The organism is Clostridium oceanicum (genome assembly GCF_039521385.1).
GTDB classification, from domain to species: Bacteria; Bacillota; Clostridia; order Clostridiales; family Clostridiaceae; genus Clostridium_F; species Clostridium_F oceanicum.
In genome coordinates this window covers 21,783-47,367 of the sequence record NZ_BAAACG010000013.1, presented here as the reverse complement: position 1 = coordinate 47,367, position 25,585 = coordinate 21,783, and the positions used below count along the sequence as shown (strand labels likewise).

The 25,585-nt window shown below is 26.6% G+C and carries 21 protein-coding genes and 2 other annotated features; of the genes, 3 read left to right on the top strand and 18 right to left on the bottom strand.

Features of this window, described 5'->3' with window-relative positions; genetic code table 11:
* Nucleotides 1-13: 13 nt before the first annotated feature.
* Together ileS and ABDZ71_RS14205 are read right to left on the bottom strand one after the other, a co-directional pair.
* Nucleotides 14-3,127, bottom strand: a complete 3,114-nt coding sequence (gene ileS, locus ABDZ71_RS14210) for an isoleucine--tRNA ligase (RefSeq protein ID WP_343762530.1) — start codon at nucleotides 3,125-3,127, stop codon at nucleotides 14-16.
* Between the two features lie 159 nt (nucleotides 3,128-3,286).
* Nucleotides 3,287-3,443 (bottom strand) — a binding site (T-box leader).
* A gap of 73 nt (nucleotides 3,444-3,516) precedes the next feature.
* Nucleotides 3,517-4,695 (bottom strand): N-acetylmuramoyl-L-alanine amidase, encoded by a 1,179-nt coding sequence (locus tag ABDZ71_RS14205; protein WP_343762529.1) that lies wholly within the window; start codon nucleotides 4,693-4,695, stop codon nucleotides 3,517-3,519.
* Between the two features lie 249 nt (nucleotides 4,696-4,944).
* On the opposite strand from ABDZ71_RS14205, the gene ABDZ71_RS14200 reads away from it, so the two are divergent.
* Nucleotides 4,945-5,583: an MBL fold metallo-hydrolase gene (locus tag ABDZ71_RS14200; protein WP_343762527.1), complete on the top strand. Its 639-nt coding sequence runs from the start codon at nucleotides 4,945-4,947 to the stop codon at nucleotides 5,581-5,583.
* 51 nt (nucleotides 5,584-5,634) lie between these two features.
* Here the strand turns inward: ABDZ71_RS14200 and nrdG are convergent, their stop codons facing one another.
* The 3 genes from nrdG to ABDZ71_RS14185 form a co-directional block, all read right to left on the bottom strand.
* Complete coding sequence (gene nrdG, locus ABDZ71_RS14195; protein ID WP_343762525.1) at nucleotides 5,635-6,156, bottom strand: anaerobic ribonucleoside-triphosphate reductase activating protein; 522 nt, start codon at nucleotides 6,154-6,156, stop codon at nucleotides 5,635-5,637.
* 22 nt (nucleotides 6,157-6,178) lie between these two features.
* Nucleotides 6,179-8,320 carry an anaerobic ribonucleoside triphosphate reductase gene (locus tag ABDZ71_RS14190; protein WP_343762523.1) on the bottom strand — a complete coding sequence of 714 codons (2,142 nt, stop codon included), beginning with the start codon at nucleotides 8,318-8,320 and terminating at the stop codon, nucleotides 6,179-6,181.
* A gap of 286 nt (nucleotides 8,321-8,606) precedes the next feature.
* Nucleotides 8,607-9,311, bottom strand: coding sequence for an MgtC/SapB family protein (locus tag ABDZ71_RS14185; RefSeq protein WP_343762521.1), 705 nt, complete (start codon nucleotides 9,309-9,311; stop codon nucleotides 8,607-8,609).
* A gap of 151 nt (nucleotides 9,312-9,462) precedes the next feature.
* Between ABDZ71_RS14185 and ABDZ71_RS14180 the strand changes: the two genes are divergently transcribed.
* A complete protein-coding gene (locus ABDZ71_RS14180; protein ID WP_343762519.1) occupies nucleotides 9,463-9,639 on the top strand; it encodes a hypothetical protein in 177 nt (58 codons plus the stop codon).
* Nucleotides 9,640-9,747: 108 nt separating this feature from the next.
* Here ABDZ71_RS14180 and ABDZ71_RS14175 read toward each other — a convergent pair whose 3' ends face one another.
* The 13 genes from ABDZ71_RS14175 to ABDZ71_RS14115 all read right to left on the bottom strand — a co-directional run bounded on the left by ABDZ71_RS14175 (nucleotide 9,748) and on the right by ABDZ71_RS14115 (nucleotide 24,018).
* Nucleotides 9,748-11,079, bottom strand: a complete 1,332-nt coding sequence (locus tag ABDZ71_RS14175; protein ID WP_343762517.1) for a chloride channel protein — start codon at nucleotides 11,077-11,079, stop codon at nucleotides 9,748-9,750.
* Nucleotides 11,080-11,147: 68 nt separating this feature from the next.
* Nucleotides 11,148-11,339 carry a ferredoxin gene (locus ABDZ71_RS14170; RefSeq protein ID WP_343762515.1) on the bottom strand — a complete coding sequence of 64 codons (192 nt, stop codon included), beginning with the start codon at nucleotides 11,337-11,339 and terminating at the stop codon, nucleotides 11,148-11,150.
* Between the two features lie 246 nt (nucleotides 11,340-11,585).
* Nucleotides 11,586-12,437, bottom strand: coding sequence for an Mrp/NBP35 family ATP-binding protein (locus ABDZ71_RS14165; protein ID WP_343762513.1), 852 nt, complete (start codon nucleotides 12,435-12,437; stop codon nucleotides 11,586-11,588).
* Between the two features lie 148 nt (nucleotides 12,438-12,585).
* On the bottom strand, nucleotides 12,586-13,407 hold the full coding sequence (locus ABDZ71_RS14160) for a YhfM domain-containing protein (protein ID WP_425544721.1): 822 nt from the start codon (nucleotides 13,405-13,407) through the stop codon (nucleotides 12,586-12,588).
* Between the two features lie 207 nt (nucleotides 13,408-13,614).
* Nucleotides 13,615-14,178 (bottom strand): hypothetical protein, encoded by a 564-nt coding sequence (locus ABDZ71_RS14155; protein WP_343762510.1) that lies wholly within the window; start codon nucleotides 14,176-14,178, stop codon nucleotides 13,615-13,617.
* A 171-nt stretch (nucleotides 14,179-14,349) separates the two neighbouring features.
* Nucleotides 14,350-15,666 carry a hypothetical protein gene (locus ABDZ71_RS14150; RefSeq protein ID WP_343762509.1) on the bottom strand — a complete coding sequence of 439 codons (1,317 nt, stop codon included), beginning with the start codon at nucleotides 15,664-15,666 and terminating at the stop codon, nucleotides 14,350-14,352.
* An 84-nt stretch (nucleotides 15,667-15,750) separates the two neighbouring features.
* Nucleotides 15,751-16,587, bottom strand: coding sequence for a 16S rRNA (adenine(1518)-N(6)/adenine(1519)-N(6))-dimethyltransferase RsmA (gene rsmA, locus ABDZ71_RS14145; protein ID WP_343762507.1), 837 nt, complete (start codon nucleotides 16,585-16,587; stop codon nucleotides 15,751-15,753).
* A complete protein-coding gene (gene rnmV / locus ABDZ71_RS14140) occupies nucleotides 16,580-17,131 on the bottom strand; it encodes a ribonuclease M5 (RefSeq protein ID WP_343762506.1) in 552 nt (183 codons plus the stop codon). The genes rsmA and rnmV overlap by 8 nt, the downstream gene beginning before the upstream one ends.
* A gap of 61 nt (nucleotides 17,132-17,192) precedes the next feature.
* Complete coding sequence (locus ABDZ71_RS14135; RefSeq protein WP_343762505.1) at nucleotides 17,193-18,236, bottom strand: resuscitation-promoting factor; 1,044 nt, start codon at nucleotides 18,234-18,236, stop codon at nucleotides 17,193-17,195.
* 236 nt (nucleotides 18,237-18,472) lie between these two features.
* Complete coding sequence (locus tag ABDZ71_RS14130) at nucleotides 18,473-19,255, bottom strand: TatD family hydrolase (RefSeq protein ID WP_343762503.1); 783 nt, start codon at nucleotides 19,253-19,255, stop codon at nucleotides 18,473-18,475.
* A 114-nt stretch (nucleotides 19,256-19,369) separates the two neighbouring features.
* A complete protein-coding gene (locus ABDZ71_RS14125; protein ID WP_343762502.1) occupies nucleotides 19,370-20,878 on the bottom strand; it encodes a DUF445 family protein in 1,509 nt (502 codons plus the stop codon).
* Between the two features lie 228 nt (nucleotides 20,879-21,106).
* Nucleotides 21,107-23,044, bottom strand: a complete 1,938-nt coding sequence (metG, locus tag ABDZ71_RS14120) for a methionine--tRNA ligase (protein ID WP_343762501.1) — start codon at nucleotides 23,042-23,044, stop codon at nucleotides 21,107-21,109.
* A gap of 57 nt (nucleotides 23,045-23,101) precedes the next feature.
* Nucleotides 23,102-23,339: a binding site (T-box leader), on the bottom strand.
* A gap of 109 nt (nucleotides 23,340-23,448) precedes the next feature.
* Complete coding sequence (locus tag ABDZ71_RS14115) at nucleotides 23,449-24,018, bottom strand: uracil-DNA glycosylase (protein WP_343762499.1); 570 nt, start codon at nucleotides 24,016-24,018, stop codon at nucleotides 23,449-23,451.
* A 134-nt stretch (nucleotides 24,019-24,152) separates the two neighbouring features.
* Here ABDZ71_RS14115 and ABDZ71_RS14110 point away from each other — a divergent pair, with 134 nt between their 5' ends.
* Nucleotides 24,153-25,520 (top strand): MATE family efflux transporter, encoded by a 1,368-nt coding sequence (locus tag ABDZ71_RS14110; protein ID WP_343762497.1) that lies wholly within the window; start codon nucleotides 24,153-24,155, stop codon nucleotides 25,518-25,520.
* Nucleotides 25,521-25,585 lie beyond the last annotated feature (65 nt).

The window sequence follows — 25,585 nt, the reverse complement described above, 5'->3', positions numbered from 1 at the left end:
GACAAAAACTTAGTTATTTAATAACTTCAACAGCAATTTTATATTCTTCTCCATTTATTTTAAATAGATTATATTCTTTATTTTCGTCATAATATACATTTTCTGATAAAGTTTCATGTTTAATATTTTCTTCAAACTTTTTAACTACACTGTTAAGCACTTCACTGCCTGTTACATATAAATTAATTTTATCTGCAACATCAAATCCACTTTCTTTTCTCATATTTTGAACTTTACTTAATATTTCTCTTAAGTATCCTTCTTCTTTTAATTCTTCAGTAATGTTTGTATCTAAAACAACACCTATATGAGCTTCACTTGCAAAAGCAAATCCATCTAATCCATCCATTGTAATAAGAAGATTTTCAGATGTAAGTTTTATTTGATCTTCACATCCATCTACATTTATGAAAATTTCTTTCCCATTTTTTATATTTTGAGCTAATTCCATTTGATCCATTTCATTTATAGCTTTTCTTATAGCTGGTATAAATCTTCCATAAGCTCTTCCAAGTACAGGTAAGTTAGGTTTAACTTGAAAATTAACATAGGAAGAAAGGTCAGCTCCAAATGCAACTTCTTTTACATTAAGCTCTTCTTTAACTATATCTCCATAATATTCTGGTAAAGATTTAGTACTAACACTCATTTTTGATAATGGCTGCCTGTTCTTTATGTTAACAGAGTTTCTAGCACTACGCCCTAATTTAACTATTTTATATGCTAAATCCATTTTTTCTTCTAATTCTGAGTCTATAGTATTTTCATCATATTTAGGCCAAGAGCATAAATGAACACTTTCTGTTGCATCTTTATCTAAATTAACTACTAAGTTTTGATATATTTCTTCTGCTACAAAAGGAACAAAAGGAGATATAACTTTAACTAATCTTGTTAATACTCTATATAATGTTGTATATGCTCCTATTTTATCATCATTAAGTTCTGTAGTCCAGAATCTTGATCTATTACGTCTTACATACCAATTTGAAAGTTCATCTACAAAATCTTGTATCTCAAGGGCTGCTTGAGTAATTTTGTACTGATCTAAATATTGTTCAACATTTTTATTTAAAGTATTAAGTTTAGACATTATCCACTTATCCATAACATGTTCTGATACAAATTCTTTATATTTAAGTGGATTAAATTTATCTATATCTGCATATAAAACATAGAATGAATATACATTCCATAATGTACTTAAGAATTTTCTTTGAGTATCTTTTACATCATCTTCTGAAAATCTTGTTGGTAGCCATGGAGCACTTGAAGTATAAAAATGCCATCTTGTAGCATCTGCACCTTCATTTTCAAGTACGATAAATGGATCAACTACATTTCCTTTAGATTTTGACATTTTAAGTCCATGTTTATCAAGAACATGACCTAAGACTATACAATTTTCATAAGAACTTTTTCCAAATAATGATGTTGATACAGCAAGTAATGTGTAAAACCATCCTCTAGTTTGGTCTACTGCTTCTGATATAAACTGTGCTGGGAAATTATTTTCAAATAGTTCTTTATTCTCAAATGGATAATGATGTTGAGCAAATGGCATTGATCCTGAATCAAACCAACAGTCAATAACTTCTCCTGTTCTTTTCATTTCTTTTCCACAATGAGGACAAGTTAAAGTAACTCTGTCTATATATGGTTTATGAAGTTCTATATCTTCTGGTACATTATTTCCTTTTTGTCTAAGTTCTTCTCTGCTTCCTATGCATTCTTTGTGACCACATTCACATTCCCATATAGGAAGTGGTGTTCCCCAATATCTATCTCTTGAAATACCCCAATCTATAACATTTTCTACAAATTTACCAAATCTTCCAGTTCTTATATTGTCTGGGTACCAATTTATTTTATTGTTATTTTCAACAAGTTTATCTCTAAGAGATGTCATTCTTACAAACCAACTATCTTTTGGATAGTAAAGAAGTGGTGTTTTACATCTCCAACAATGTGGATATGAATGTGTAAACTTCTCTGATTTATAAAGCATTCCATTTTCTTTTAAATATTCAAGAATTTTAGGATCTGCTTTTTTAACAAACATACCTTTCCAAGGCTCTACTGAATCCACAAAATTTCCTTCTGCATCAACTAAATTTATAAGTGGAAGATCATATTTTTTACCAGTTTTACTATCATCATCACCATAAGCTGGTGCTGTGTGTACAATTCCTGTACCATCTGTAAGAGTTACATAGTCTGCATGAACAATATAAAATGCTTTTTTCTCTGGAACTTCAAATTTAAATAATTGTTCATACTCTACTCCTTCTATTTCTGATCCCTTAAACTCTTTAACTATTTCATATTCTCCTTCTATTACTTGATCTAGAAGGTCTTTAGCTAATATTAAGTGTTCTTCATTATTTATAACTTCTACATAAGTATAAGATCTGTTTATAGCTAGTGCTACGTTACTTGGTAATGTCCAAGGAGTTGTTGTCCATGCAAGGAAATATTTATTTTCCCCTTTAATTTTAAACTTACAAAAAGCTGTAGCTTCTTTAACATCTTTATATCCTTGTGCAACTTCATGAGATGATAAAGCTGTTCCACATCTTGGGCAATATGGTGTTACTCTATGACCTTTATATAAAAGTTCTTTATTCCACATTTCTTTTAGTGCCCACCATACTGATTCTATGTAATTATTGTCGTATGTTATATATGGATCATCCATATCAACCCAGAATCCTATTTTCTCAGACATTTTTTTCCAAAGAGAAGTATATTTAAATACACTTTCTTTACATTCTGTAACAAATTTTTCTATTCCGTATTCTTCTATTTGTGGTTTACCTGATATTCCAAGTTTTTTCTCTATTTCAAGTTCTACTGGAAGACCATGAGTATCCCATCCTGCTTTTCTTATAACTTTATACCCTTTCATAACTTTATATCTAGGTATTAAATCTTTCATAACTCTTGTAAGTATATGACCTACATGTGGTTTTCCATTAGCTGTAGGAGGTCCATCATAGAAGGTAAAATACTCACCATCTTGGTTTAAATCAAAACTTTTTTCAATAATACTATTTTCTTTCCATAAATCTAATATATTTTTTTCTCTGTCTACAAAACTTTTAGAAGAATCAATTTTTTTATACATAGCTTTTCCTCCTTACTATACATTACTTACTATATAATTAAAAAAACTTCATCCATAATAGGACGAAGTTTAAAATTCGTTTATACCACCCATAAGGTACTAAAGTTTCAGATACCATAAAAAGTTACTTTAAAATACAACAAGACTAATAACTTTATTATATCCTATTCTTTAACGCAGAATTACGAGAATACTTACTAAAATTTCAGTTTCCAGCTCCTAGGCGATTTTCTTTAAATCTATTCTACAGGATTACACCACTCCCTGCTCTCTTTAAGAAATCAATTTAAATACTCTTCCTAATCACAGCTTTTAAGTTATTATAGTATACTTACTTTTCATTGTCAATTACTTTTATTGTTATTTTTTTTAATTTATACAATCAGAAGCTACATACCTAAAACTTCAAATACACCTTTTGCTATAGCATTAGCATATCTATTTTGATAGCTATCACTCTTAAGCATATTTTCTTCTCTAGGATTACTTATAAATCCAAGCTCTGTAAGAACAGTTGTAGAACTAGTATGTCTTGCAATATATAACCATGAACCATCCTTTATACCTCTATTATAAGTTCCTAAATCCTCTACTATATGTCTTTGTATAGCAGCTGCTAATCTTTGTCCTTCCCTATCACCAGGCTTATAAAAAGTTTCCGTTCCATGAGCACTAGATGCATCAAAAGAATTACAATGTATACTTATCATATATTTTGCATTAGCATTATTAGTTATATCACATCTTTTTTGTAAATCCGCTGTTTCTGTTGGTCCTAATCTTTTGTCTGTAGTTCTAGTATAAACTACATTTATTCCTCTTTGTTTTAATATATTACCTACTTTTAAACCTACTTTTAATGTTATATCTTTTTCTCTAATTCCATTAGGTCCTACAGCTCCTGAGTCACTTCCACCATGACCTGGATCTATACATATAACTGGTTTATTAGTCTTTACATTTAAATTCAGTTTAACTTTACTACTATATCCTAGAACTGTTCCTAAATAAATATGTAATCCTGCTGTAGAAGTATCTGCATTTTTAGGATTCCAACTAACTGGAACTGACTTTACAGATCCATCTTTAAATACAGCTTTTACTGTAGTTGGTAATTTATAAGCTTGTCCTTTATCTACAGTTATGTTTATGTTATTTATTGATTTTATCTCTTTAGATGGATCTTCTTTTACTATAAATCTCATATGTACCTTTTGAGATAAATCCTCACCGCATACACATTTTACATTTTCTACATTAATGTCATAAGCTTCTTTATACTTATAAGGTTTTATTGGACTTATCTTTACAGTTTTCCCATCAGATACTAAGTTTACAGCTACTTCTTTTCCTAAAGAATCTTTAACTTTTATAGTTTTATTATTAACTGTACTTTTTTCTACATTTCTATTAAATCTTACAGTCCAGCTATAATTAGCTGAAACATTAGTTTTTATTCCTAAATCCTTTGTCACAGCTTCTGCATTTACAGTATTATAAGAAAAAATACACATAAATAACATTAAAAATAATACTATAAAACTCTTCTTTTTTATATTATTATTCATAGATAATAATACACCTCCTATTCTAGTTTGCTTCCCTTGTATTATCGAGCATAAAATTTAATATTTTATAAAAGCTGTTTACTTTTTACAACTATATTACAATAAAATAACTATTTAATCTCTCTTAAACTTAGTTATTATAAAAGTTTTTATATATACTATTTTTTTAAACTTAAATGGAGAAATTATAAATATATAATATAAATTTTGCACATATTATATATAAATAAAATTTAAGGATTGATTTAAATGAAACTATCATGGTTAGGTCATTCTTCCTTTTTAATGGAAAGTAGTAATGGTACGAAAATAGTTACAGATCCTTTTCCACCTAATATAGGATATCCTTCAAATAAGATCTCCACAGATTTAGTAACAATAAGTCATCATCATTTTGATCATAATTATAAGAATAAATTAAACAAAAATTGTAATATAATAGATACTGCTGGTGTTTTTAATTATAAAGATATAAAAATATTAGGTATAAAAAGCTATCACGATAAATTAAAGGGTATGAAACGTGGTGAAAACATTATATTTAAATTTAATATAGATGGATATAATATATGCCACTTAGGAGATTTAGGACATATTCTAGATGATAATTATTTAGATATACTAAAAAACATAAATATATTACTTATACCTGTAGGAGGAAATTTCACTTTAAATGGTAAAGAAGCTGCTTTTTTATGTAAAAAAATAAATAGTAATATAATAATACCTATGCATTTTAAAACAGATAATGTAACAATGAAATTAGATGGAATTGAAAAATTTTTATACCATACAAAAAATAACATAAAGGTATCTAAAAATTTTATAAATATAGACAAAAACATTTCAGGTAAAAAAAATCTAGTCTATATCTTAAAATTAAAATAGGTTAAATTAAGACTTACAAAATCTTAATTTAACCTATAATTTTTATAGCTATTAGAAATATTTAAGACAAACTACTTTACCTTTTTCTAAAGTTTCTTTTACATCTATTATTCTTTGATTAGAAGAACCTCTATATTTTAAGCCTTTAATATTATTTTTTTCTTCATACTTTCCATCAATTAAAACATCAATGGATTGAATTAAATCTTTCCATCCTTTTTTATTATGCATGTTATCTTTTATATATTCAAAAGTATATCCGCTATAACACCATAAATCTAAATTTAACTTTTTTAATTTTCCACCTAAAAGAGCTAAATTTTCAGCTTGTTCAAAAGGTTCTCCTCCGCTAAAAGTAACTCCTTTAATTAATGGGAGATTATTTTTTATTCTATTTAATACATCATCAACATTTACTTTGTCACCATAATAAATAGATTGCATTTCTTTATTTTGACAATTTTTACAGTTATGATAACATCCTGATACAAATAAAACAGATCTAAGTCCTTTTCCATTTACCAATGAGTTATCTAAAAATCCTGCAACTTGTAAATAACTATGCCTATTCATAATAAACACTTCCAATTAATTATTATATATTATAAATTCTTTTATGCTTTGAGTTATTAGCTGTTCTATCTTTTCTTTCTGCTACTTTTCCAGCTCCAAATCTTTCATCTAAGCTTAAATAACCAGTTACTCTAGATATACCTTGTATATTAGTACTTCCACAACTACTACATGTATTTTCTTCAACAGCTAAATATGTTCCACATTCTCTACAATATTTTATATGAAAGTTTATTCCCATATATGATATATTAGTATCTGTATAAGCATATTTTACTATGTCTTCAACTACACCTTCATCTGGGTAATCGTCTAATTCTATATAAGTTATATGCCCACCATTACACATTTTATGATATGGAGCTTCTATATCTATTTTTTTCTTAATAGATATATTAAAACCTACAGGTATATGATAACTATTTGTATAGTATTCTTTGTCTGTAACTCCTTTTATTTCTCCAAATCTAGCTTTATCTTGAAGAATAAATTTACCACTTAACCCTTCAGCTGGTGTTGCATAACAACTCCAATTTAATTTATCTATTTCTTTATATTTATCACAAAATCCTCTTATATAAGATATTATCTTCATTCCTAACTCTTTAGATTCCTCTGTTTCACCATGATGATGACCTGTAAGAGCAATCAAAGTCTCAGCTAGACCTATGAATCCTATAGCCCAACTACCTTGTTTTAAAATAGGTTCTATAGAGTCATCCGGCTTTAAGTTTTCAGATCCTTTCATTAGTTTCTCTCCTGCAACAAAAGGTAAATCCTTAACTTTTAGCTTCTTTAAAATATCATATCTATGAAGCAATGCTTCTCTTGAAAGATCCAATTTACTATCAAGTAATTTGAAAAACTTATCTATATTACCTTTAGCAATTATACCAAGGCGAGGTAAATTTATAGTAGTAGGGGCTATGTTTCCTCTACCAGCTGGTCCTTCCTCTCCATTTATATTAGAACACACATAAGTTCTACATCCCATAGTTGCTGGTATTATTCCTTTATCAAAATACATTTTATTAAAATCTGCATCCATATTCATAAATGTAGGATTCATTCTTTTTCCAGCTACTTTACATGCAAGTTTAAATAAATAGTAATAAGGATCCTTGGCTTCTCTATTAACCCCTTCTTTAACTCTAAATATTATATTAGGAAATATTGGTTGTTCTCCTTTTCCTAATCCTTTTTCATATTCTTCTAAGAATACTTGACATACTAAAGCTGCATCTTTGCTTTCTGGTATACCAAGATTTAAAGAACTAAAAGGTACTTGTGAACCAGCTCTACTATGCATAGTGTTTAAATTATAAACAATTCCTTGCATAGCTTGATGTACACGTTCTTTTAATTTTGACTCAACTAATTTATCTACTTGTTCTTTATGTATGCTTTCTTTATCAAATCCTAGGTTATTTAGGTTGTCCAATATTTGGCTTCTTATTTCTTCTCTTGTAGGTTGTACAAATAAAGCCATATCGTTATCAAAGTTCACATGACTTTGTCCACCAAACATATCATTTTGTGTTGATTGAAGTAATATACATGAAAGTTCTGCTGCACTTTCTATTCTTTTTGGTGGTTTTATAGTACCATATCCTGTATTAAAGCCTCTTTTTAATACTTTTCCAGTATCTATGTTTAAACAATTAGTTGTAAGATTATAACTATCTAAGTCATGATAATATATATCGCCATTTTCATGTGCTTTAGCCATTTCTTTAGGCATAACAGCTAGATTATGCCATTTATTTGATTCACTAGCTATTCTTAAAAGTTTAGAACTAAAATTGTTTCCAACATTAGCATTATCTCTATCTGTTTCTACTCCTATTTTTTCAATAGCATTCATTAAATTTGATTTTGTTTCTCTTATGGTAGTTCTTTCTTTTCTATAGTTTGAATAAGCTTTACCAATTTCTTTAAAATCGTTATCCATTAATATTTTTTCTACCAAATTTTGTATTTCTTCTACTGATGTTTTTTCGTTATAATCATTTTCAACTTCTTTTGTAACCTTTTGTGTTAAATCTATATATTCGCTTTCTTTCATATCAAATCCTATTTCTTCTGCTGAACTTTTTATAGCATTAGAAATTTTAATAGGATTAAACGCTACTTTTCTTCCGTCTCTTTTCACAACATATAGCATACACTTTTCCTCCCTACTACAATATATTGTGTAACCACGTTGAACATTATACTATTTAAAATTTTTTTAATCAATTTTATTATTAATTAAATTTAATGATTAACATAAGATACTAACTTATATCTAATTATTATTTAAATTTTTATATATAATTCCTACTTGATATTTATTACTTTTCAATATTAATTAGTAATGTCAATATTTTCATATGCTTTTACCTATAAGTTACTATGTATATAAATTATAGAAATTTATTTCATTAAAAAAGAAGGCATTTATTGCCTTCTCAGTTTTTTAAAATTCTTAACATGCATATATTATCATTACTTTGAATATATTGCAAAATGTAATTTATAGAAATTCCCCTAGGTAATTGCATATAAATATTTATTTTATTAGTATTTCTCTTATTATTGCCATGATAGCATACTTCAAATTTTTTTATTTTTACTTTCATTTTTACTAAATCAAATAAAATTTTCTCTATAAAATTTTCTTTATCAGTATATTCAATTTGTAAAACATATACTTTATATCTATCTATAATCTTCTGCTCTAATTTTTTTAATATAAGCAAAACTATAATTACCATAATAAATGCTACTATACTTAAAAAATAATATCCTAAACCTATAGTCATTCCTATACACGCAACTACCCATATGCTAGCAGCTGTTGTAAGGCCTTTTACTGATCCTTTATCTCTTATTATGGTACCTGCTCCTAAAAATCCTATACCTGTTATAACTTGAGCTGATATTCTAGTTACATCGGTTTTTAATACCTCTTTAATACCAGGATTTAAAATGGCAAGTGCTATAGCCTCACTTGTACAATATTGTTGTATCATAACTGATATACATGCACCTATACAAACTAATATATGTGTTCTAAATCCTGCTGGCCTATTTCTAGCTTCTCTTTCATACCCTATAAGTCCTCCAATTAAAACACATAAAATTAATCTTATAATCACTTGTTTTTCATTCATATGATCACTCCAAGCACAAAAGCGCTATATATGTAACTATATGAAACAAATCAAAACTGGTTACTAAATCTATTATTCTTATTATAAAAAAATTAATTATAACAAGAATAATATCTGTATTAAATGTAAAAATAATACTGAGGTGGTATTCATGATAGGTAAAATATTAGATACAAATTCTAACTATATTTTAGTTAAATTTAATAATGGCATGATAACAAATATAGATAAAAACTCAATACCTTCTAATTGTAAGATTGGAGATAAAATAAATATATCTCCCTGTTCCACAAAAGAAAGCGAAAAAGATTCTATCCAATTTCTATAAAAATATACCCTTTAAAGTAGATATATCATATTTACATAATATCTTTTTATCATATCTGCTTTAAAGGGAATATTTAATTTAATATTAATTTTAATAGATAAAGAATAACTAAAATTTAATAAATTTACTTAACAATTTATTTTTTATGTGTATATCTTTTACATCTGAAATCTCACAATCTGTATTCATATCTAAAGATGGAGTTTTACTAAGAGAAACAACCTGAGTTGGATAAATACTCTTATGTCCTACTATTAAATAACTTATAATACAAGCAATTGATGCATACATCCCTACATCTGCTCCAAATAACTCCATAGATATAACTACTGCTGCTATAGGAGTATTAGCACAGGCTCCTAAAAAAGCTACCATTCCTAAAGCAGAATAAAAAGCTATGCTTCCATTTACTATATTAGCCCAAGCATTTCCTGCTGTAGCCCCTATATAAAACATAGGTGTAAGTATACCGCCGCTTCCACCAGAGCCTAATGTTACACTAGTAGCTATCATTTTATTTAAAAAGGTAAATCCAAATAAATCTTGTCCATTCATAGCACTGTTTATAACATTGTCTCCTATTCCTAAAAACTCAGTACTACCACTTACAAAAACTAAAATTAATATTATTATTCCACCTATTAAGCCTTTTAATGGTTTATATATTTTTAAAGATTTAAATATATTTTCTGTAACTTTTACTAGTTCTATAAATAGAACTGCTAATATACCTATAAATATTCCAAATAAAACCAATTTAAAGAACCTGTCCACTACATTTATTTGTTTCATGTTAATAAAATAATAAATTAAAGGTTTTGTTCCCATAAACCTTCCCACATAATAACTAACAAAACATGATATTAAAGATGGAAACAATGCTAAATATGAAATATTACCTATAAATAATACCTCTGATGAAAAAATAGCCGCTCCTACAGGAGATCCAAAAACGCCTACAAATCCTGCACCTATTCCACAAACAACTAACCTTCTTCCATCTACTTTTTTAAGATTAAACATTCTACAAAAAAAAGAAGCTATTCCTGCACCTATTTGAGTAGCGGGCCCTTCTTCTCCTACAGATCCTCCAAAAATTATAGTTACAAAAGTTGATATAAGTTTTACTGGTATAACCTTCATATCTATATTATTAGGATTTTTATGAACTGCTTGTATAGCTTTTTCTGTTCCATGTCCTTCTGCATCTGGTGCAAGCTTGTATACAACATAGCTACTTAAAAATAATGCTATTGGTAAAAACAAATAATAATTATGTATTGTTCTTACATTATCAGAACCTATTTGTACAGCTTTTATAAATAATGAAGTTATAGCTCCTACACTTAACCCTACTATAGCTGATAAAAAGGTCCATTTAACCAAACTTGCTAAAAGTACATATTCTTCTAGCCAATCCTTTTTAAAGTAGTTTTTCATTTTTTTTAATCACCTCGTATTATATTTTAACAAGTTGGTAACAAAAAATCAAAACATTGTACATTATTTTATATAATTACTTTTATGGCATCTACAGGGCATGCATATTCTGCTTCTTTAGCATATTGCTCTTTAATAGGTGGTATAGGGTTAAAAGCTACTTTAGCTTTACCATCTTCGTCCATAACAAATACATCTTCTGATAACTCTACACATAATTTGCAACCTATACATTTACATTTATCTACTTCTGCTTTCATTTAACTACCTCCTAATAAAATACAGTTAAATATTATTTATTTTTATCCATCTAAACTAAAATTACTATTATAATTATGTTTAGCTTTATTTGTATTTTTATACTAGGTTTTAGGATAAAATGTAGAACTTATAAATTATATTTTTCTACATTTTATTCTAAAAATTTTAGGCATATGAAAATAAATAAAACCCCATGATTGATATTTAAATCAACCATGAGGTTTTATCATATATTATATATACTATTATTTTTTTTCTATAGCTTTTGAAAAGTTTTCATATAAAGTTTTATGTTCTTCTTTAGTTTCTATATATTCTTCTATAGTACCTTTTTCCATATTATCTACTAAATCTAAATCTATAGGCATTTCTGCTAATAGATCTACACCTAAATAATCTGCTTGTTCTTTAGCAGACTTTTTACTAAATACTCTAAGTTTTTCTCCACACTTATTACATTGTATGTAGGACATATTTTCTACTACGCCTAAAACGTTTATATCCATTTTTTCAGCCATTACTACCACTTTTTTAACTATCATAGATACCATGTCTTGTGGTGTAGAAACAACTACCATACCTGTTACTGGAACTGTTTGCATTATAGTCAAAGCTACATCTCCAGTTCCTGGTGGCATATCTATTAGTAAATAATCAAGTTCTCCCCATTTAGTATCTGTATACATTTGAGTTAATACCCCAGTAATTAAAGGACCTCTCCATATAACTGGTTGATCTTCTTCATCTGTTAAAAGATTTAAAGACATAACATTTATTCCTGATTCAGTTTGAACAGGTGCAAATTGTATATCTTCTTGACTGTCTCCCATTTGATACATTTCAGCTCTTTTTTCGTTTATTCCAAAAAATCTAGGCATAGAGGGACCTGTTATATCTGCATCTAAAACTCCTACTTTGTAACCTGCTTTTCTTAATTTAGTAGCTAGTACTCCTGTAATAGTAGATTTTCCTACTCCGCCTTTTCCACTTATTACACCAATTATGTTTTTTATTTTTCCGTATTTTGGTAATTGTTTAGAACATTCTTGATCCCCACTACAACTACCTTTACTTGGGCAACTATCACAACTGCTCATAAATTTACCTCCTAGATAATTAATTTAGTCTTCATTGTAATTATATCATTTATAATGTTATTATCAAATGCCAAAAACCATTTTTATTATTACCTATAAAAAAATACATGTAGATTATAATCTACATGTATTTTAGAAATATTCTTTATTAAAATTCTTCTGGTTTTTCATCATAAATTTTTAAGTCCCAGCTTCCATTTTTATATTCATTTATAACATAATATTTTTTCTCTGTATTCTTTTTTTTATCATTAAAACTTATTAAAGCTTTATATCTAGTAGATTTATATCCTTCTGTTTTTATGTCAACAACTTTATCATATTTTTTATTAACATCTTTTATTAATTCTATGTTATTAAAACTATTTTTTAAATTTGATTTAAATTCTTCTAAATCTGTAGACAAAATAAACTTAGCAACATCAATATCATCTTGTATATTTATTCCTATATTACTTTTATTACTTTTAGAAATACCCTGTTTTTTTAAAGTTTCTATTATTGAAGAATAATATACATCTTTAAAGTTTTTAGGTTTTCTTATAGTCCAAAAACTTTTTATTATATCGTTATCTATTCTCTTTGATACAGCATAAACCTTGTTTTTGCTATATAAATTTCCTTCATCTTTTTTATTTAATCCTGCTATGTAATTAAATTTATGAGTCTTTCCATTACCTTCATCCATTTCAAAAACATAATCTGGTTCTAAATTAGATTTCTTTTGTATTTCTTTAGCAGAAGACATTATATCATATAACTCTCCAATAACTTTTTTATCTGAAACTATAAATCTAAAACCTTTATCTCTAGTATTTTGTATTATGATTTTTTTAACTTTATTTTCCTTTATGTATTCAAAATCTTCATTTTTTAATCCAAACTTAACCTTGAGCTTCTCAATTCTATTACATCCACTTAAGGAAAAAGTAACAAAAAAGAGAATTAAAACTGTTATAGTTTTAAATATATATTTATAATTATTACGCTGATTACTAACCAATTATATTACCTCCAAATTTAATACATAATTTAATATATGTTATACTATTTAAAATATAAAATTTCATATAGTAAAATGTAAATATAGAGTCATTATAACATAATTTTTGTACATATAAAAAACTAAAGTATTTATATTTTATAAACAAATAAAAAATCTAACTATGAAAAATTTTTAATCATAATTAGATTCTTTATATTGAAGCGTTTTAACTATAAATTCTAATACAGTTTCAGTACTTTCCTCAAAGTTTTCATCTTTTATAAAAAATGAAAATCTAAAAATTTTATCTTTATATCCTATAAAATATTCGTAGGCTATAAACTTACCAGCTTTACTTTGATAACTATATTTAACCAAATACCCTTTTTTGTTGTTTAAATTTATTGGGATCATTTTATAATTTTTATAGTCTATTTTACTATAATCTGATATTTTTTTACTGTTCGTTAAAAATTCTTTCAAATCTTCTTCTAGATTCCATACTTGAACAAAGCCATGTATTCCTTGTTCTTTATTTTCAAATTCATTATTATATAAGATATCCTCTCCAGAAAAAGTATATTGTTTTGTATTCCAACTTTCAGGCAACTTATAAGTTAACTTATAATCTAAACCCTTATATTCTTTTAAAGAAGATATCTTGTTTCTAACTAAAGATGTCATTTTGAGCCTATCATCAAATTTTTTTTCAAATCCAAAAAGTATAACCATAAGTCCCAATATTATTAAACACAAACCTAACTTTCTTTTATTTACAAATATAAATTTCATAATCTTTACTTTGTATATTAAAAATTATATTTATATACAAAATAAAATATTCACCCCTAGTTATATTGGTTACACATAATTATATGATACTAATTTTTAAATTATTACAAATAAGAGGTATTTCATAAATACCTCTTATTTATTTGTTGGTATTATCACTTTAGAAGTTTTATAATCATAAAACATTAACCAATACCCATCTTCTTCATTTTCCTTTGAAATCCAAGTTACAAAACCTGATTTACCTTCAAAAGGTTGATCCTTCTTAGCCTTCTTACCAGGTATACCATAAACTAAATACTTCATTTCTCCTTCTTTATCACATTTATATCCCATAACATAATGTTTATGTTTTTCTATATAAGGATAATAACTAATCATAGGGTGATATACTACCATATATTTATCATAATTACAGGTATCTTTCATATCATCTTTATTTTCTATAGGAATATTATACCATTTGCATCTTTTAATTTCTTCATTAAAGTTTTCTATATTTTTAAAGTCTTTAACTAAACTATTAAAGAAATTTCCTACTACGCCTCTAGGATAATCCTCTTTATCTCTATAATCTTCTGATTTTACATCTATGGTATTATCTATAAATATATGTTTATTTTCATCATTATTTTTAAAACTATCTACATCTGATTCATTATTCTTTACAGTAGTTGTATCTTCTTTTGAATCATCTATGTCTTCTTTTGATTCACATTCTTTTTCATGATCTTCTATATTTCTGTTATCTGATAAATCCTTTTTAATTGGATTTTTATTTTCTTTAATATTTTTATCATTAACTTCTTTATCTATATTTTCTTCAATATTTTTCTCTTTTACAGTAGTAATTTCATCTTTATTATTTTCTTCTTTTACTTCTGTATCTTTTATCTTTTCAATGTTATCTTCATATTTATCAAATATACTTTTATCTTCTATTTTTTGTTCTGTCTTAGTTTTCTTATCTACCTTTTTATGTGATTTAGACTTCTCTTCTTTTTCTTCATTTCTTACTTTAGAAGGTTCTATCATGTTAAAGTTTTTCCATCTTGGTGTATCTGTAGTTGAAAATCCACTCATTACAGAAATTATATTAGAATCTATGAATTTTACTATTGCAGCTCCAGAAACTTTATCAGCAGATATGTTAGAATTTGCTATGTTATCTTCTCCATACTCATAGCATATGTCCGCTCTCCCATACTCGTCTATATTCATTTCACCAACTTTTATTATTTTACTAGTATCTTTCTTATCACAAATTAAAACCATATAGTAAGGAGCTGATTCTTTTTTTATGTTCTGAACATAGTAAGATATTTTACACTTACCATTTTTTATCTCCATCTTCACATATCCAGAAGCAGACTTATCTACCCCTAAAGAGTATCCTTTTTCATCTTCTTGTAATATTATAAAATATCTACTATAAGCTTTTTTTTGTGCCAACTCTTTTACCTCCATATATATTATTCATTATAATATATGAGAGATAATTGAAAAAGTGAACACAATAATTAGAACTTAAGAAAATTATAATCTATTATATATACAATTAGATAAAGTACAAAACTCCTCTAAAGATAGAGTTTCTCCTCTTCTTTGAGGGTCAATTTCACTTTCTAAAAAGCATTCTTCCATAATTTTTTTATCTAATCCTAATACTTTTAAAGCATTTCTTAAAGTTTTTCTTCTCATATTGAAAGAACTTCTTATTATTCTAAAAAACAGTTTTTTATCTTTAACATCTACTCTAGGCTTTTCTAATTTATCTAATCTTATAACAATTGATTCTACTTTAGGCCTTGGTATAAAACAATTTGGAGATACTTTCCTTAATAATTTAGTATCACAATAGTATTTAACCAAGGTAGTTAATGATCCATATTCCTTACAGTTTGGATCTGCATTCATTCTTTCAGCTACTTCCTTTTGTATCATTACTGTTAAAGACTTAAAATTATAATCTTCATTTAAAACTTTAGTTATTATAGGAGTAGTAACATAATAAGGTAAATTAGCAACAAGCTTAACTGATTCTTTATCTCCTATAATCTCCTTTAAATCTGCTTTCATAGCATCTTTATGTATTAATGTGAAATTATCAAATTCTTTTAATTCTTCTTCTAAAATAGGAATTAAATTATTATCTAATTCTATAGAATATACATGCTTCGCTCTTTTTAAAAGCTCTTTTGTTAAAGTTCCAACTCCAGGTCCTATCTCTATAACATAATCTTCTGGTCCAATTTCTGCTCCTTCTACAATGTCTATTAATACAGTATCATCTACTAAAAAATTTTGTCCTAAGTTTTTGTTAAACTTAAAATTATATTTTTTAACTATGTCCTTTGTATCAAAATTATTCATAACTATTCTCCTCATCTATGAATTTTATAGCTTTTGTAAATTCATCTTTAGTTATACCATAATTGTTTAATCTCATTAAAAATTGTGTAGTATTACAATATCCTATGCCTAACTTCATTCCTAATTTATCTCTTCTTGATTTTGAGTCTGAACCTCCAGTAAGCTTAAAAAATATCATATCACCCATATTAAATTCTTTTCTTAAAGTTTTAGTTTCACACTTAACTGAATTTAAAGCTCTTATTATAACTTCTGGAGAAGCATTTTCAACACCTATATCATCCTCTTTTGTTCCTTCTTCTCTTGATATATATGCATGCTTTATTCCTTTAACTCTACTTGAAATATAATTTCTTATCTTTTGTCCTGCATAATCTGGATCTGTAAGCACTATTACTCCCTGTCTTTTTTGTGCTTCTCTTATTTTTTGTATAACTTTTTTATTTATTCCAAATCCACCTACTGCTATCATTTCAGCATCTACTGCTCTTTTTACAGCAGTAATATCATCTCTACCTTCAACTACAATAACTTCCTTAATCATAAATTTCCTCCAATAATATGTTTTACTAAATAGAAAAAATAGGAGCTATCGCTCCTAATTTCTAATTCATAATATACAAGTTTACCCATCTTGAACCCCAGTTATCAACTTCTGAACTGGAATTAAAGTATAAGTCTATAACATTACCTTTTATAGCTCCACCAGTATCTTCTGCTATAGCATATCCATAACCTTCAACATACACTTTAGTACCTAAAGGTATTATTCTTGGATCTACAGCTATTGAACTGTATCCATTAGGATTTCTTTTTGCAGCAGTTCCTGTAGCTGTTACTCCATAATCTGCATCTCCAGGATTTTTACCTGTATCTTCATAGGATGAACAATAAGCTGTGGCTCTCATTCTCATACATCTTCCATTTGATATACTACCACCTCTAGAAAATGTAGGACTTGAATTCGTTCCCATAGCTATTATTTTAGAAACTGGCTGTTTCTTTATTGCTTGAGCAACAATTTTTCTACTGGCCTCTTTTCCATTTTCATACACTATCTTTGTAGTGAATTCTTTTTCTCCATTTTGTCCTTCTTTGATTGTCCTTTTGCTTCCTTTGAAAAGAGACTTATCTTTTTTTGTTACCACTTCATAAGGTATATGTTTTGTTGTCTTAACCAACTTAGTTTCCACTCTTATAACGGAAACGTTTAATCCTTTTTTTAACTTAGTGTCTTTAGAAGGTAATACTTTATCTATATCTCTTAAGCTTATACCTTCTTTTTTCAGCATCTTCCCTACATTTTCTTCTGCAGATTTAAAAGCTATGTCCTTCCCATCTACATTCACTTTTACATCTACAGCTTTTTTTATAGAGATTTTACTCCCGTGCTTTATATTTTCATTTAAGCTGGGTGTAACTTTATCCTTTGGCCCTATGGTTATGTTATTTGCTTTTAAAACATCACCATATGTCTTTTTAAATGTTGTTATATTTTTTACATTCTTTCCGTCTATAGAAACTGTTACTCTTTTTCTCTCTTTGCTAATAACTACCCCTGTTGTCATTAATATCAATACAACAATAAAAATTGCCTTAGGACCATTGGAAAAATATTTTTTAAACTGTCTAGCTAATCTTTCCACCATTGAAACCTCCTTCGGGCAAAATCAACATTGATATTATATTCTGTATATTAATTTCTGTCAAATTGCCCAGTTTTTTTATCCCTAATGCAATCATTTGCATAAATCTATATATAAATTGATTGCTAACATAAAATTTTTGGTGGAATCCTTTTGTTAAGCTAAAATTTATTATTAATATATGCTAAAAAATCTATTTTAATTATAAAAATAAATTTTAAGCTAACTAAATTACAAAACTAAACACTTATATTAAATAAATTCTCAATATTTTTTAGTATTTGATCGCTTACAGTTTCTGAATCTAATTCTTTTATTTCTGCTATTTTATCTATCATATATTTTATATATTCAGATCTATTTCTCTTTCCTCTTAAAGGCACAGGAGCCATATAAGGACAATCTGTTTCCACTAATATTCTATCTAAAGGTATATCTTTTACTACTTCAATTACTTTTTTTGCATTTTTAAAAGTTATAACACCAGTAACACCTATATAATACCCTAAATCTATACATTGTCTAGCAAATTCTACACTACCTGAAAAACAATGAACTTCACCTTTAACTTTAGGAAATTCTTTTATAATATTTAGAGTATCTAAATGGGCATCTCTATCATGTATAACTACTGGTAAATCTAATTTTTGGGCTAATGCCATTTGCTTTCTAAAGCCATCTATTTGAATATTTTTATCTGGATTTTCTTTATAGTAATAATCTAATCCTATTTCCCCTATAGCTTTTACTTTTTTATTTTTTGTAAGAGATTCTATTTTTTCTAATGTTTCTTCATTTACTTCCATTGAATTTTCAGGATGCACACCTACTGCTGCATAGAAGAAATCATAGATATTAGCCAGTTCTACTGACTGTACTGATGATTTTAGGGATGCTCCACAATTTATTACTCCTAAAATTTTATTCTTTTTTAAATCTTTTATAACACTATCTCTATCCTTTGAAAACTCATCATCATCATAATGAGCATGTGCATCAAATATTTTATACTTCTCCTTCATAATCATCCCCCTTAAAATTTAAACATAATTTTAAACTTTATAAAAATTAAATCTTTCAATCTTAAAATCATAATAACTTTTATATAAAAAATCAAATAACTTAAATTTATATAATTAATATATATTATTAAGTATTGGAGATAAAATTCCTATTATTGCTCCAAGAACTGCACCAAGCCAAGTTATAGCCTTTAATTCTTTATGAGAAATTTTTAATATAATATCCTCTGCTGTATAAACATCAAACTCTTTTATTCTTTCCTCTACAATTTGGGATATATTTAAAAACCCTATAATCTCTTCTCCTTTTTCCTTTATAAATCCTTTATACACATCCATAAAAGTATGAGAAATCTCTTTTGATATATTTTTATTTTCAGTTCCAATTATATTTTTAACAGAAATTTTCATGTTGTTATCTATAAAATAACTTACTAGTTCTTTTACTAAACTATTAAAATCGCTGCTATTTACAAATCTATCTATATAGTCATTTACTATAGCATATAAATCTACATTTAAATCTTTTGCTATATCTTTTATAGAATTTTTATTCTCTATATAATTATTCAATTCACTAAACAATAAACTTACTGTATCTATATTTTTTATTTCTTCAAGTATATAAGTTCTAAGTTTTTCTATAATATCATTTTTCTTATCTTTAGGAATATTTTTAATTATTTCTTTAATCTCAATTTGCATTATTTTATCTATAATCTTATTTATATAAACCGCTATATCTTCTCTAGTTTCGTCTTTATCTAAATAATCGTTTATGTGTATAGTTAGTTTATCTAAAATAGAATCTAAATCTAAAAACATAGATACTAATGATCCAAAATTATTAGTTATTGCTTCTTTTATTATTATTCTAAACTTATCAGAATTTTCCTTTTCTCTCAAAGTATCTTTAATATAACTACTTATAGCATCTCTGTTTTTATAAACATATATCTTAAGTTCTTCATTAAGTCCATCAGTTAATAGATCTATTAATCTTTTATCACTAGATTCTAAATGTTCAATTTTCATAGCCATTAATGAATTAATTTTATTTTTTAATCTATCAGAACTTAAATATCCTTCTAAAGTGTTTTTCAAGCTTAATTCTATATTTTTATAAACTTCAGTATTAAGTATTTTTTCTGGGTTATTTTCTAAAACAGATTCTAATTTTTCATTTATACTGTTTTTTATTTTTGTTATATTTTTTTCTCGTTTTGATACACAAATAATACTATTTTCTATATATCCTTTTAACTTTTTAGATACTGTATCATATTTAGACTTTAAAATTCCCTTTAAATTTTCCTCTAAGGTTTTATCACTATACAAAAAACCTTCAATTTTATATTTAACCCAATTACTTATTTTGTTATTTACTTTTTCACTAGAAATATATTGAACTATAGTTTTACTAGATAAAAGCTCTGTTCCTACTGCTTCACCTACACTTTTAGCAATTCTATTTTTTTCTTTAGGAATAAGACCTGGTGTAAAAGGTAACTTTATTCCTAAAAACCTTTTTTCAGTATAAGGCCTAAAAAGCATCTTTATAGCTATCCAATTAGTTGTATATCCTATAAGGGCACCTATGATAGCTGCTATCAAAAATTTCATATGTAAAACTCCTCTTGTTATAATATTTATTTTTATTCTAAACTACAAATAGATTATAAAATGTAATTTCATTAAATTCAATATAATGACAAAATAAACACATATATTACTAGAAAATTCTTGTATTTATTAAGAAATTATCACTATAATCAATTTATCCTATCTATATATAATTAAATAGAAGCTGATTTGTACCAGCTTCTATTTTATAAAATAAATATATATAACTTATCTAACTATATTACCACTTTCAAGATCTCCATCTATAGTACCTACAAATAACTCACTATCATCATTTGTTGATCCTGCAAGAATCATACCTTGAGACAGCTCTCCTCTTAATTTAACAGGCTTTAAGTTAGCTACTAATATAACTTTTTTACCTATTAATTCTTCTGGTTTATAATATTTAGATATCCCTGATACTACCTGTCTTTCTTCTCCACCTAAATCTACTTTTAATTTTAAAAGCTTTTTAGCACCTTTTACCGGTTCACAATCTAAAACTTTTACTACTCTTAAATCTATTTTTTCAAAATCATCTATTGTTATTTCTTCTTTTATAGGTTTCATTTCTTTCTTTTTTAAAGCCTTTTGTTGTTCTTCTTTTAGCTTATTTAATTCTTCTAATTTTTTATCTACATCTATTCTTGGAAATATAGCTTCTCCTTTTTTAACTTTAGCTCCAGCTTTTGTTCCATCAAAAGAAGCTACACTATCCCAAGATACTAAGTCTGTATTTAATTGAAGGTTCATTTTTTCACTAGTCTCAGGTAAAAATGCTGATATACATACAGATACTATTCTTAAGCTTTCACATAAATTATATAGTACTGTTCCTAATCTTTCTTTTTTACTTTCATCTTTAGCAAGTATCCAAGGTGTAGTTTCATCTATATATTTGTTAGCTCTTCTAATTAAATTCCAAACCTCATCTAAAGCTTCTGGTATTTTAAGTTCACTTATATGATCTTCTAATTTTTTAGGAGTTTCTAATGCTAAACTTATTAATTCTTCATCTATATCTTCTTTACAAGTAGGAGCCTGAATAGTTCCATCAAAATATTTCTCTACCATAGCCACTGTTCTAGATAAAAGATTTCCTAAATCATTAGCTAAATCTGAATTTATTCTCTTTATAAAAATCTCATTATTAAACATTCCATCTGCACCAAAAGGTATTTCATGAAGTAAATAATATCTTACTGGATCACATCCAAATTTATCTACTAAAACTACAGGGTCTACAACATTACCTTTTGATTTAGACATTTTTCCACCATCTACTAATAACCATCCATGTCCAAATACTTGCTTAGGTAGTGGTAAATCTAAAGCCATAAGTATTATTGGCCAATATATAGTATGGAATCTAAGTATATCTTTTCCAACTAAATGTACATCTGCTGGCCAATATTTTTTATATAATTCATCATTTGAAGTTCCATATCCTAAAGCTGTTATATAGTTTGCTAATGCATCTATCCAAACATATATTACATGTTTTTCATCAAAAGTTACTGGAATTCCCCAGTCAAATGAAGTTCTAGATATACATAAATCTTGAAGTCCTGGTTTTAAGAAATTATTTAACATTTCATTTTTTCTTGATTCTGGTTGTATAAATTCTGGATGAGATTCTATATACTCTATAAGTTTTGGAGCATATTTAGACATTTTAAAGAAATAAGCTTCTTCTTTTGCTTTTTCCACAGGTCTTCCACAATCTGGACATTTACCATCAACTAATTGATTTTCTGTCCAAAATGATTCACAAGGAGTACAGTAAGAACCTTCATAATGTCCTTTGTATATGTCTCCTTTTTCATATAAAGTCTTAAATATTTTTTGAACTACTTCTATATGATAATCATCAGTAGTTCTTATAAATTTATCATAACTTATATTCATCATTTTCCATAAATCTTTTATTCCTGCTACTATTTCATCTACATACTCTTTTGGAGTTACCCCTTTTTTCTCCGCTAATCTTTGTATCTTTTGGCCATGTTCATCTGTTCCAGTTAAAAACATAACATCATAGCCTGATAATCTTTTAAATCTAGATATAGCATCTGCTGCTACTGTAGTATAAGTGTTACCTATATGTAATTTAGCTGAAGGGTAATATATAGGTGTTGTTATATAAAAATTTCCTTTTGTCATTTATTTCTCCTCCTCTTTATTTTCATATAAAAAAGCCTCTATATAAAGATATCTTTATATAGAGGCGCATTATTCGCTGTACCACTCTAATTCACTTTTATCTCTCAACAAAAGCCTTAATAAGTAACAATATTTATTACTTTTCAATATAACGGTTGATACCGAACTATCCTACTTTAAATTTCAAATAGCCTGCTCTGGAGCCATATTCTTAAGCTTCAATGTTATTGGCTTTCACCTAACCCAACTCTCTTTTAACAAATCTACTTAATACTCTTTCCTTCTTAGCATTTAGATTAATTTAATCATAATATATAAATTTTTCAATGTCAACTATCTGTATTTTCTATTATTAACTAATTAGTTTATTTTATGTATATTAAAAATTTTTTATTTAAATTATTTTATTCTTCCTCTTTTTTTAATTCATCATATTTATTTTTTATACTTTTTAAATCTTCCCAAAAAACTCTTTTTTTATTTTCATCTCTAAGTATTGCTGCTGGATGAAAAGTAGCTGTCATATAACATCCTTTTCTTTCTATCCAAGTTCCTCTATCTCTAGTTATCCTATAATTGTTTCCCATTATGTATCTTAAAGAAACTGCTCCTAAACAAACTATTATTTTAGGTTTTACTAAAGCAAATTGATTTCTTAAATAAGGGATACAAGCTTTTGCTTCTTCTTCAAATGGATTTCTATTATTTGCAGGTCTACATTTACATATATTGCATACATAATAATCTTTTTCTCTTGTAAGCTCTAGTGCAGTTAAAGCTTTAGTTAAAAGTTTTCCTGCTCGTCCTACAAAAGGTCTTCCTGTTCTATCCTCATCTGCTCCAGGTGCTTCTCCAATAAACATTATAGGAGATTTTAGATTTCCTTCTCCAAAAACCATATTTGTTCTATTTTTCGAAAGATCACATTTATTACAATTTACACATTCAGAATATAATTCTTTCCAATTTAACATAAAGTTCACCTCATAATAAAACTAAAAATATTCTATATTTATATTTTACATTATTTATAAGTATTCTCAATAATTAAAAAATAGTGTATATATATAAGTATAGCTTATTATTATAGTCAGGAGGACAAAATAACATGTTTAATAAAAAAATTATAAAAGAAGTTTTAGCCTTAGCCCTACCTGCAGTTTTTGAAATGATACTTTATATGCTTATATGGGTTCTAGACACAATGATGGTAGGTAAATATGGTGGTCAAGTAGCAGTAAGTACTGTTGGACTGAGTTCAGAAATCATGTACACACTATCAAATGTTTTTGTAGCTATGGGTTTATCTATCGGAACAATATCTTTAGTATCAAGAAAACTAGGAAATAAAGATAAAATCAAAGCTGAACACTATGCCTCTTTAGGCTGTTTTGCTACCTTTGTAATAGGGCTTTTGATATGCACAAATACTTTAATTTTTGCCCCTAAGATTCTATACTTTGCAGGAGCTAGAGATACTGTACTTTCTTTAGGCATAATTTATATGAGAATAACTTCCGTTGGAATCTTTTTTAATATGTTAATGAATATTTTAAACGCTGTATTAAAAGGTAGCAAGAATACAAAGACTCCTTTAATTGCTTCTATTATAATCAATATAATAAATTTATTTTTAGATTGGGTTTTAATATTTGGTAAATTAGGTTTCCCAGAACTTGGAGTAAAAGGTGCAGCTATAGCAACTGCTACAGCTCAAATAAGCGGATTCATATTTATACTTATATATACTTTTAAGTTTTCTGAAATAAAATTACGCTTTAAATATATAAAGAAAATTAATAAAGGTAAATTAAAAAAGCTAATAAAGCTATCTACTCCAGCTTCTATGCAGCAAGCTGCTATAGAGTTAATAAGATTAATAGGTACTGTATTAATAATGTATCTTGGACAAATATCTTTTGCTGCAAATCAAATAACTACCACTATAGAATCTGTATCTTTTATGCCTGCAACAGGTTTTTCTATAGCAGCAACTACTTTAGTAGGACATAAAATAGGGAATAAAGAATACAGAGAAGCTAAACACTATGCTTATATTTGTACTATTATAGGTATAACTTTTATGCTTATATGCTCTATTATGTTTTTGATTGTACCAAAATTTCTTATTTCTTTATTTATAAAAAAAACAGAGCTAGATGTAATTAAATTAGGAACAACTTGTCTTATGATAGCTTCTATTGAACAAGTTCCTATGGGAATATCTATGATTTTAGGAGGAGCATTAAAAGGATCTGGAGATACTAAAACACCATTTTTTATTTCTTTAATCTCTAGCTGGTTTATAAGACTACCATTATTAGTATACTTAATATATTATCTAAAACTGCCAGTAACTTTTGTTTGGTGGATAAGCTCAATTCAATGGATTTTTGAAGGTTTAGCTATTTTTATAGCATTTAAACGTAAATTTAGTAAAATAAAACTTAATTCTAATTTAGATAAAAGTATATAAAAACAAAGTGTACCTTAAAATATTTATCTTAAGGCACACTTTTTTTACTTTAACATAGTTTTAAT

Excerpts from the sequence above, each read along its gene's own strand:
- rnmV (WP_343762506.1), bottom strand. The coding sequence starts at position 17,131 with ATGATTAAGGAAGTTATTGTAGTTGAAGGTAGAGATGATATTACTGCT.
- ABDZ71_RS14125 (WP_343762502.1), bottom strand. The coding sequence starts at position 20,878 with ATGAAATTTTTGATAGCAGCTATCATAGGTGCCCTTATAGGATATACA.
- ABDZ71_RS14205 (WP_343762529.1), bottom strand. The coding sequence starts at position 4,695 with ATGAATAATAATATAAAAAAGAAGAGTTTTATAGTATTATTTTTAATG.
- ABDZ71_RS14135 (WP_343762505.1), bottom strand. The coding sequence starts at position 18,236 with ATGGTGGAAAGATTAGCTAGACAGTTTAAAAAATATTTTTCCAATGGT.
- ileS (WP_343762530.1), bottom strand. The coding sequence starts at position 3,127 with ATGTATAAAAAAATTGATTCTTCTAAAAGTTTTGTAGACAGAGAAAAA.
- ABDZ71_RS14190 (WP_343762523.1), bottom strand. The coding sequence starts at position 8,320 with ATGCTATATGTTGTGAAAAGAGACGGAAGAAAAGTAGCGTTTAATCCT.
- metG (WP_343762501.1), bottom strand. The coding sequence starts at position 23,044 with ATGACAAAAGGAAATTTTTATATAACAACACCTATATATTACCCTTCA.
- ABDZ71_RS14180 (WP_343762519.1), top strand. The coding sequence starts at position 9,463 with ATGATAGGTAAAATATTAGATACAAATTCTAACTATATTTTAGTTAAA.
- nrdG (WP_343762525.1), bottom strand. The coding sequence starts at position 6,156 with ATGAATAGGCATAGTTATTTACAAGTTGCAGGATTTTTAGATAACTCA.
- rsmA (WP_343762507.1), bottom strand. The coding sequence starts at position 16,587 with ATGAATAATTTTGATACAAAGGACATAGTTAAAAAATATAATTTTAAG.
- ABDZ71_RS14200 (WP_343762527.1), top strand. The coding sequence starts at position 4,945 with ATGAAACTATCATGGTTAGGTCATTCTTCCTTTTTAATGGAAAGTAGT.
- ABDZ71_RS14110 (WP_343762497.1), top strand. The coding sequence starts at position 24,153 with ATGTTTAATAAAAAAATTATAAAAGAAGTTTTAGCCTTAGCCCTACCT.
- ABDZ71_RS14175 (WP_343762517.1), bottom strand. The coding sequence starts at position 11,079 with ATGAAAAACTACTTTAAAAAGGATTGGCTAGAAGAATATGTACTTTTA.
- ABDZ71_RS14170 (WP_343762515.1), bottom strand. The coding sequence starts at position 11,339 with ATGAAAGCAGAAGTAGATAAATGTAAATGTATAGGTTGCAAATTATGT.
- ABDZ71_RS14165 (WP_343762513.1), bottom strand. The coding sequence starts at position 12,437 with ATGAGCAGTTGTGATAGTTGCCCAAGTAAAGGTAGTTGTAGTGGGGAT.
- ABDZ71_RS14115 (WP_343762499.1), bottom strand. The coding sequence starts at position 24,018 with ATGTTAAATTGGAAAGAATTATATTCTGAATGTGTAAATTGTAATAAA.
- ABDZ71_RS14185 (WP_343762521.1), bottom strand. The coding sequence starts at position 9,311 with ATGAATGAAAAACAAGTGATTATAAGATTAATTTTATGTGTTTTAATT.
- ABDZ71_RS14130 (WP_343762503.1), bottom strand. The coding sequence starts at position 19,255 with ATGAAGGAGAAGTATAAAATATTTGATGCACATGCTCATTATGATGAT.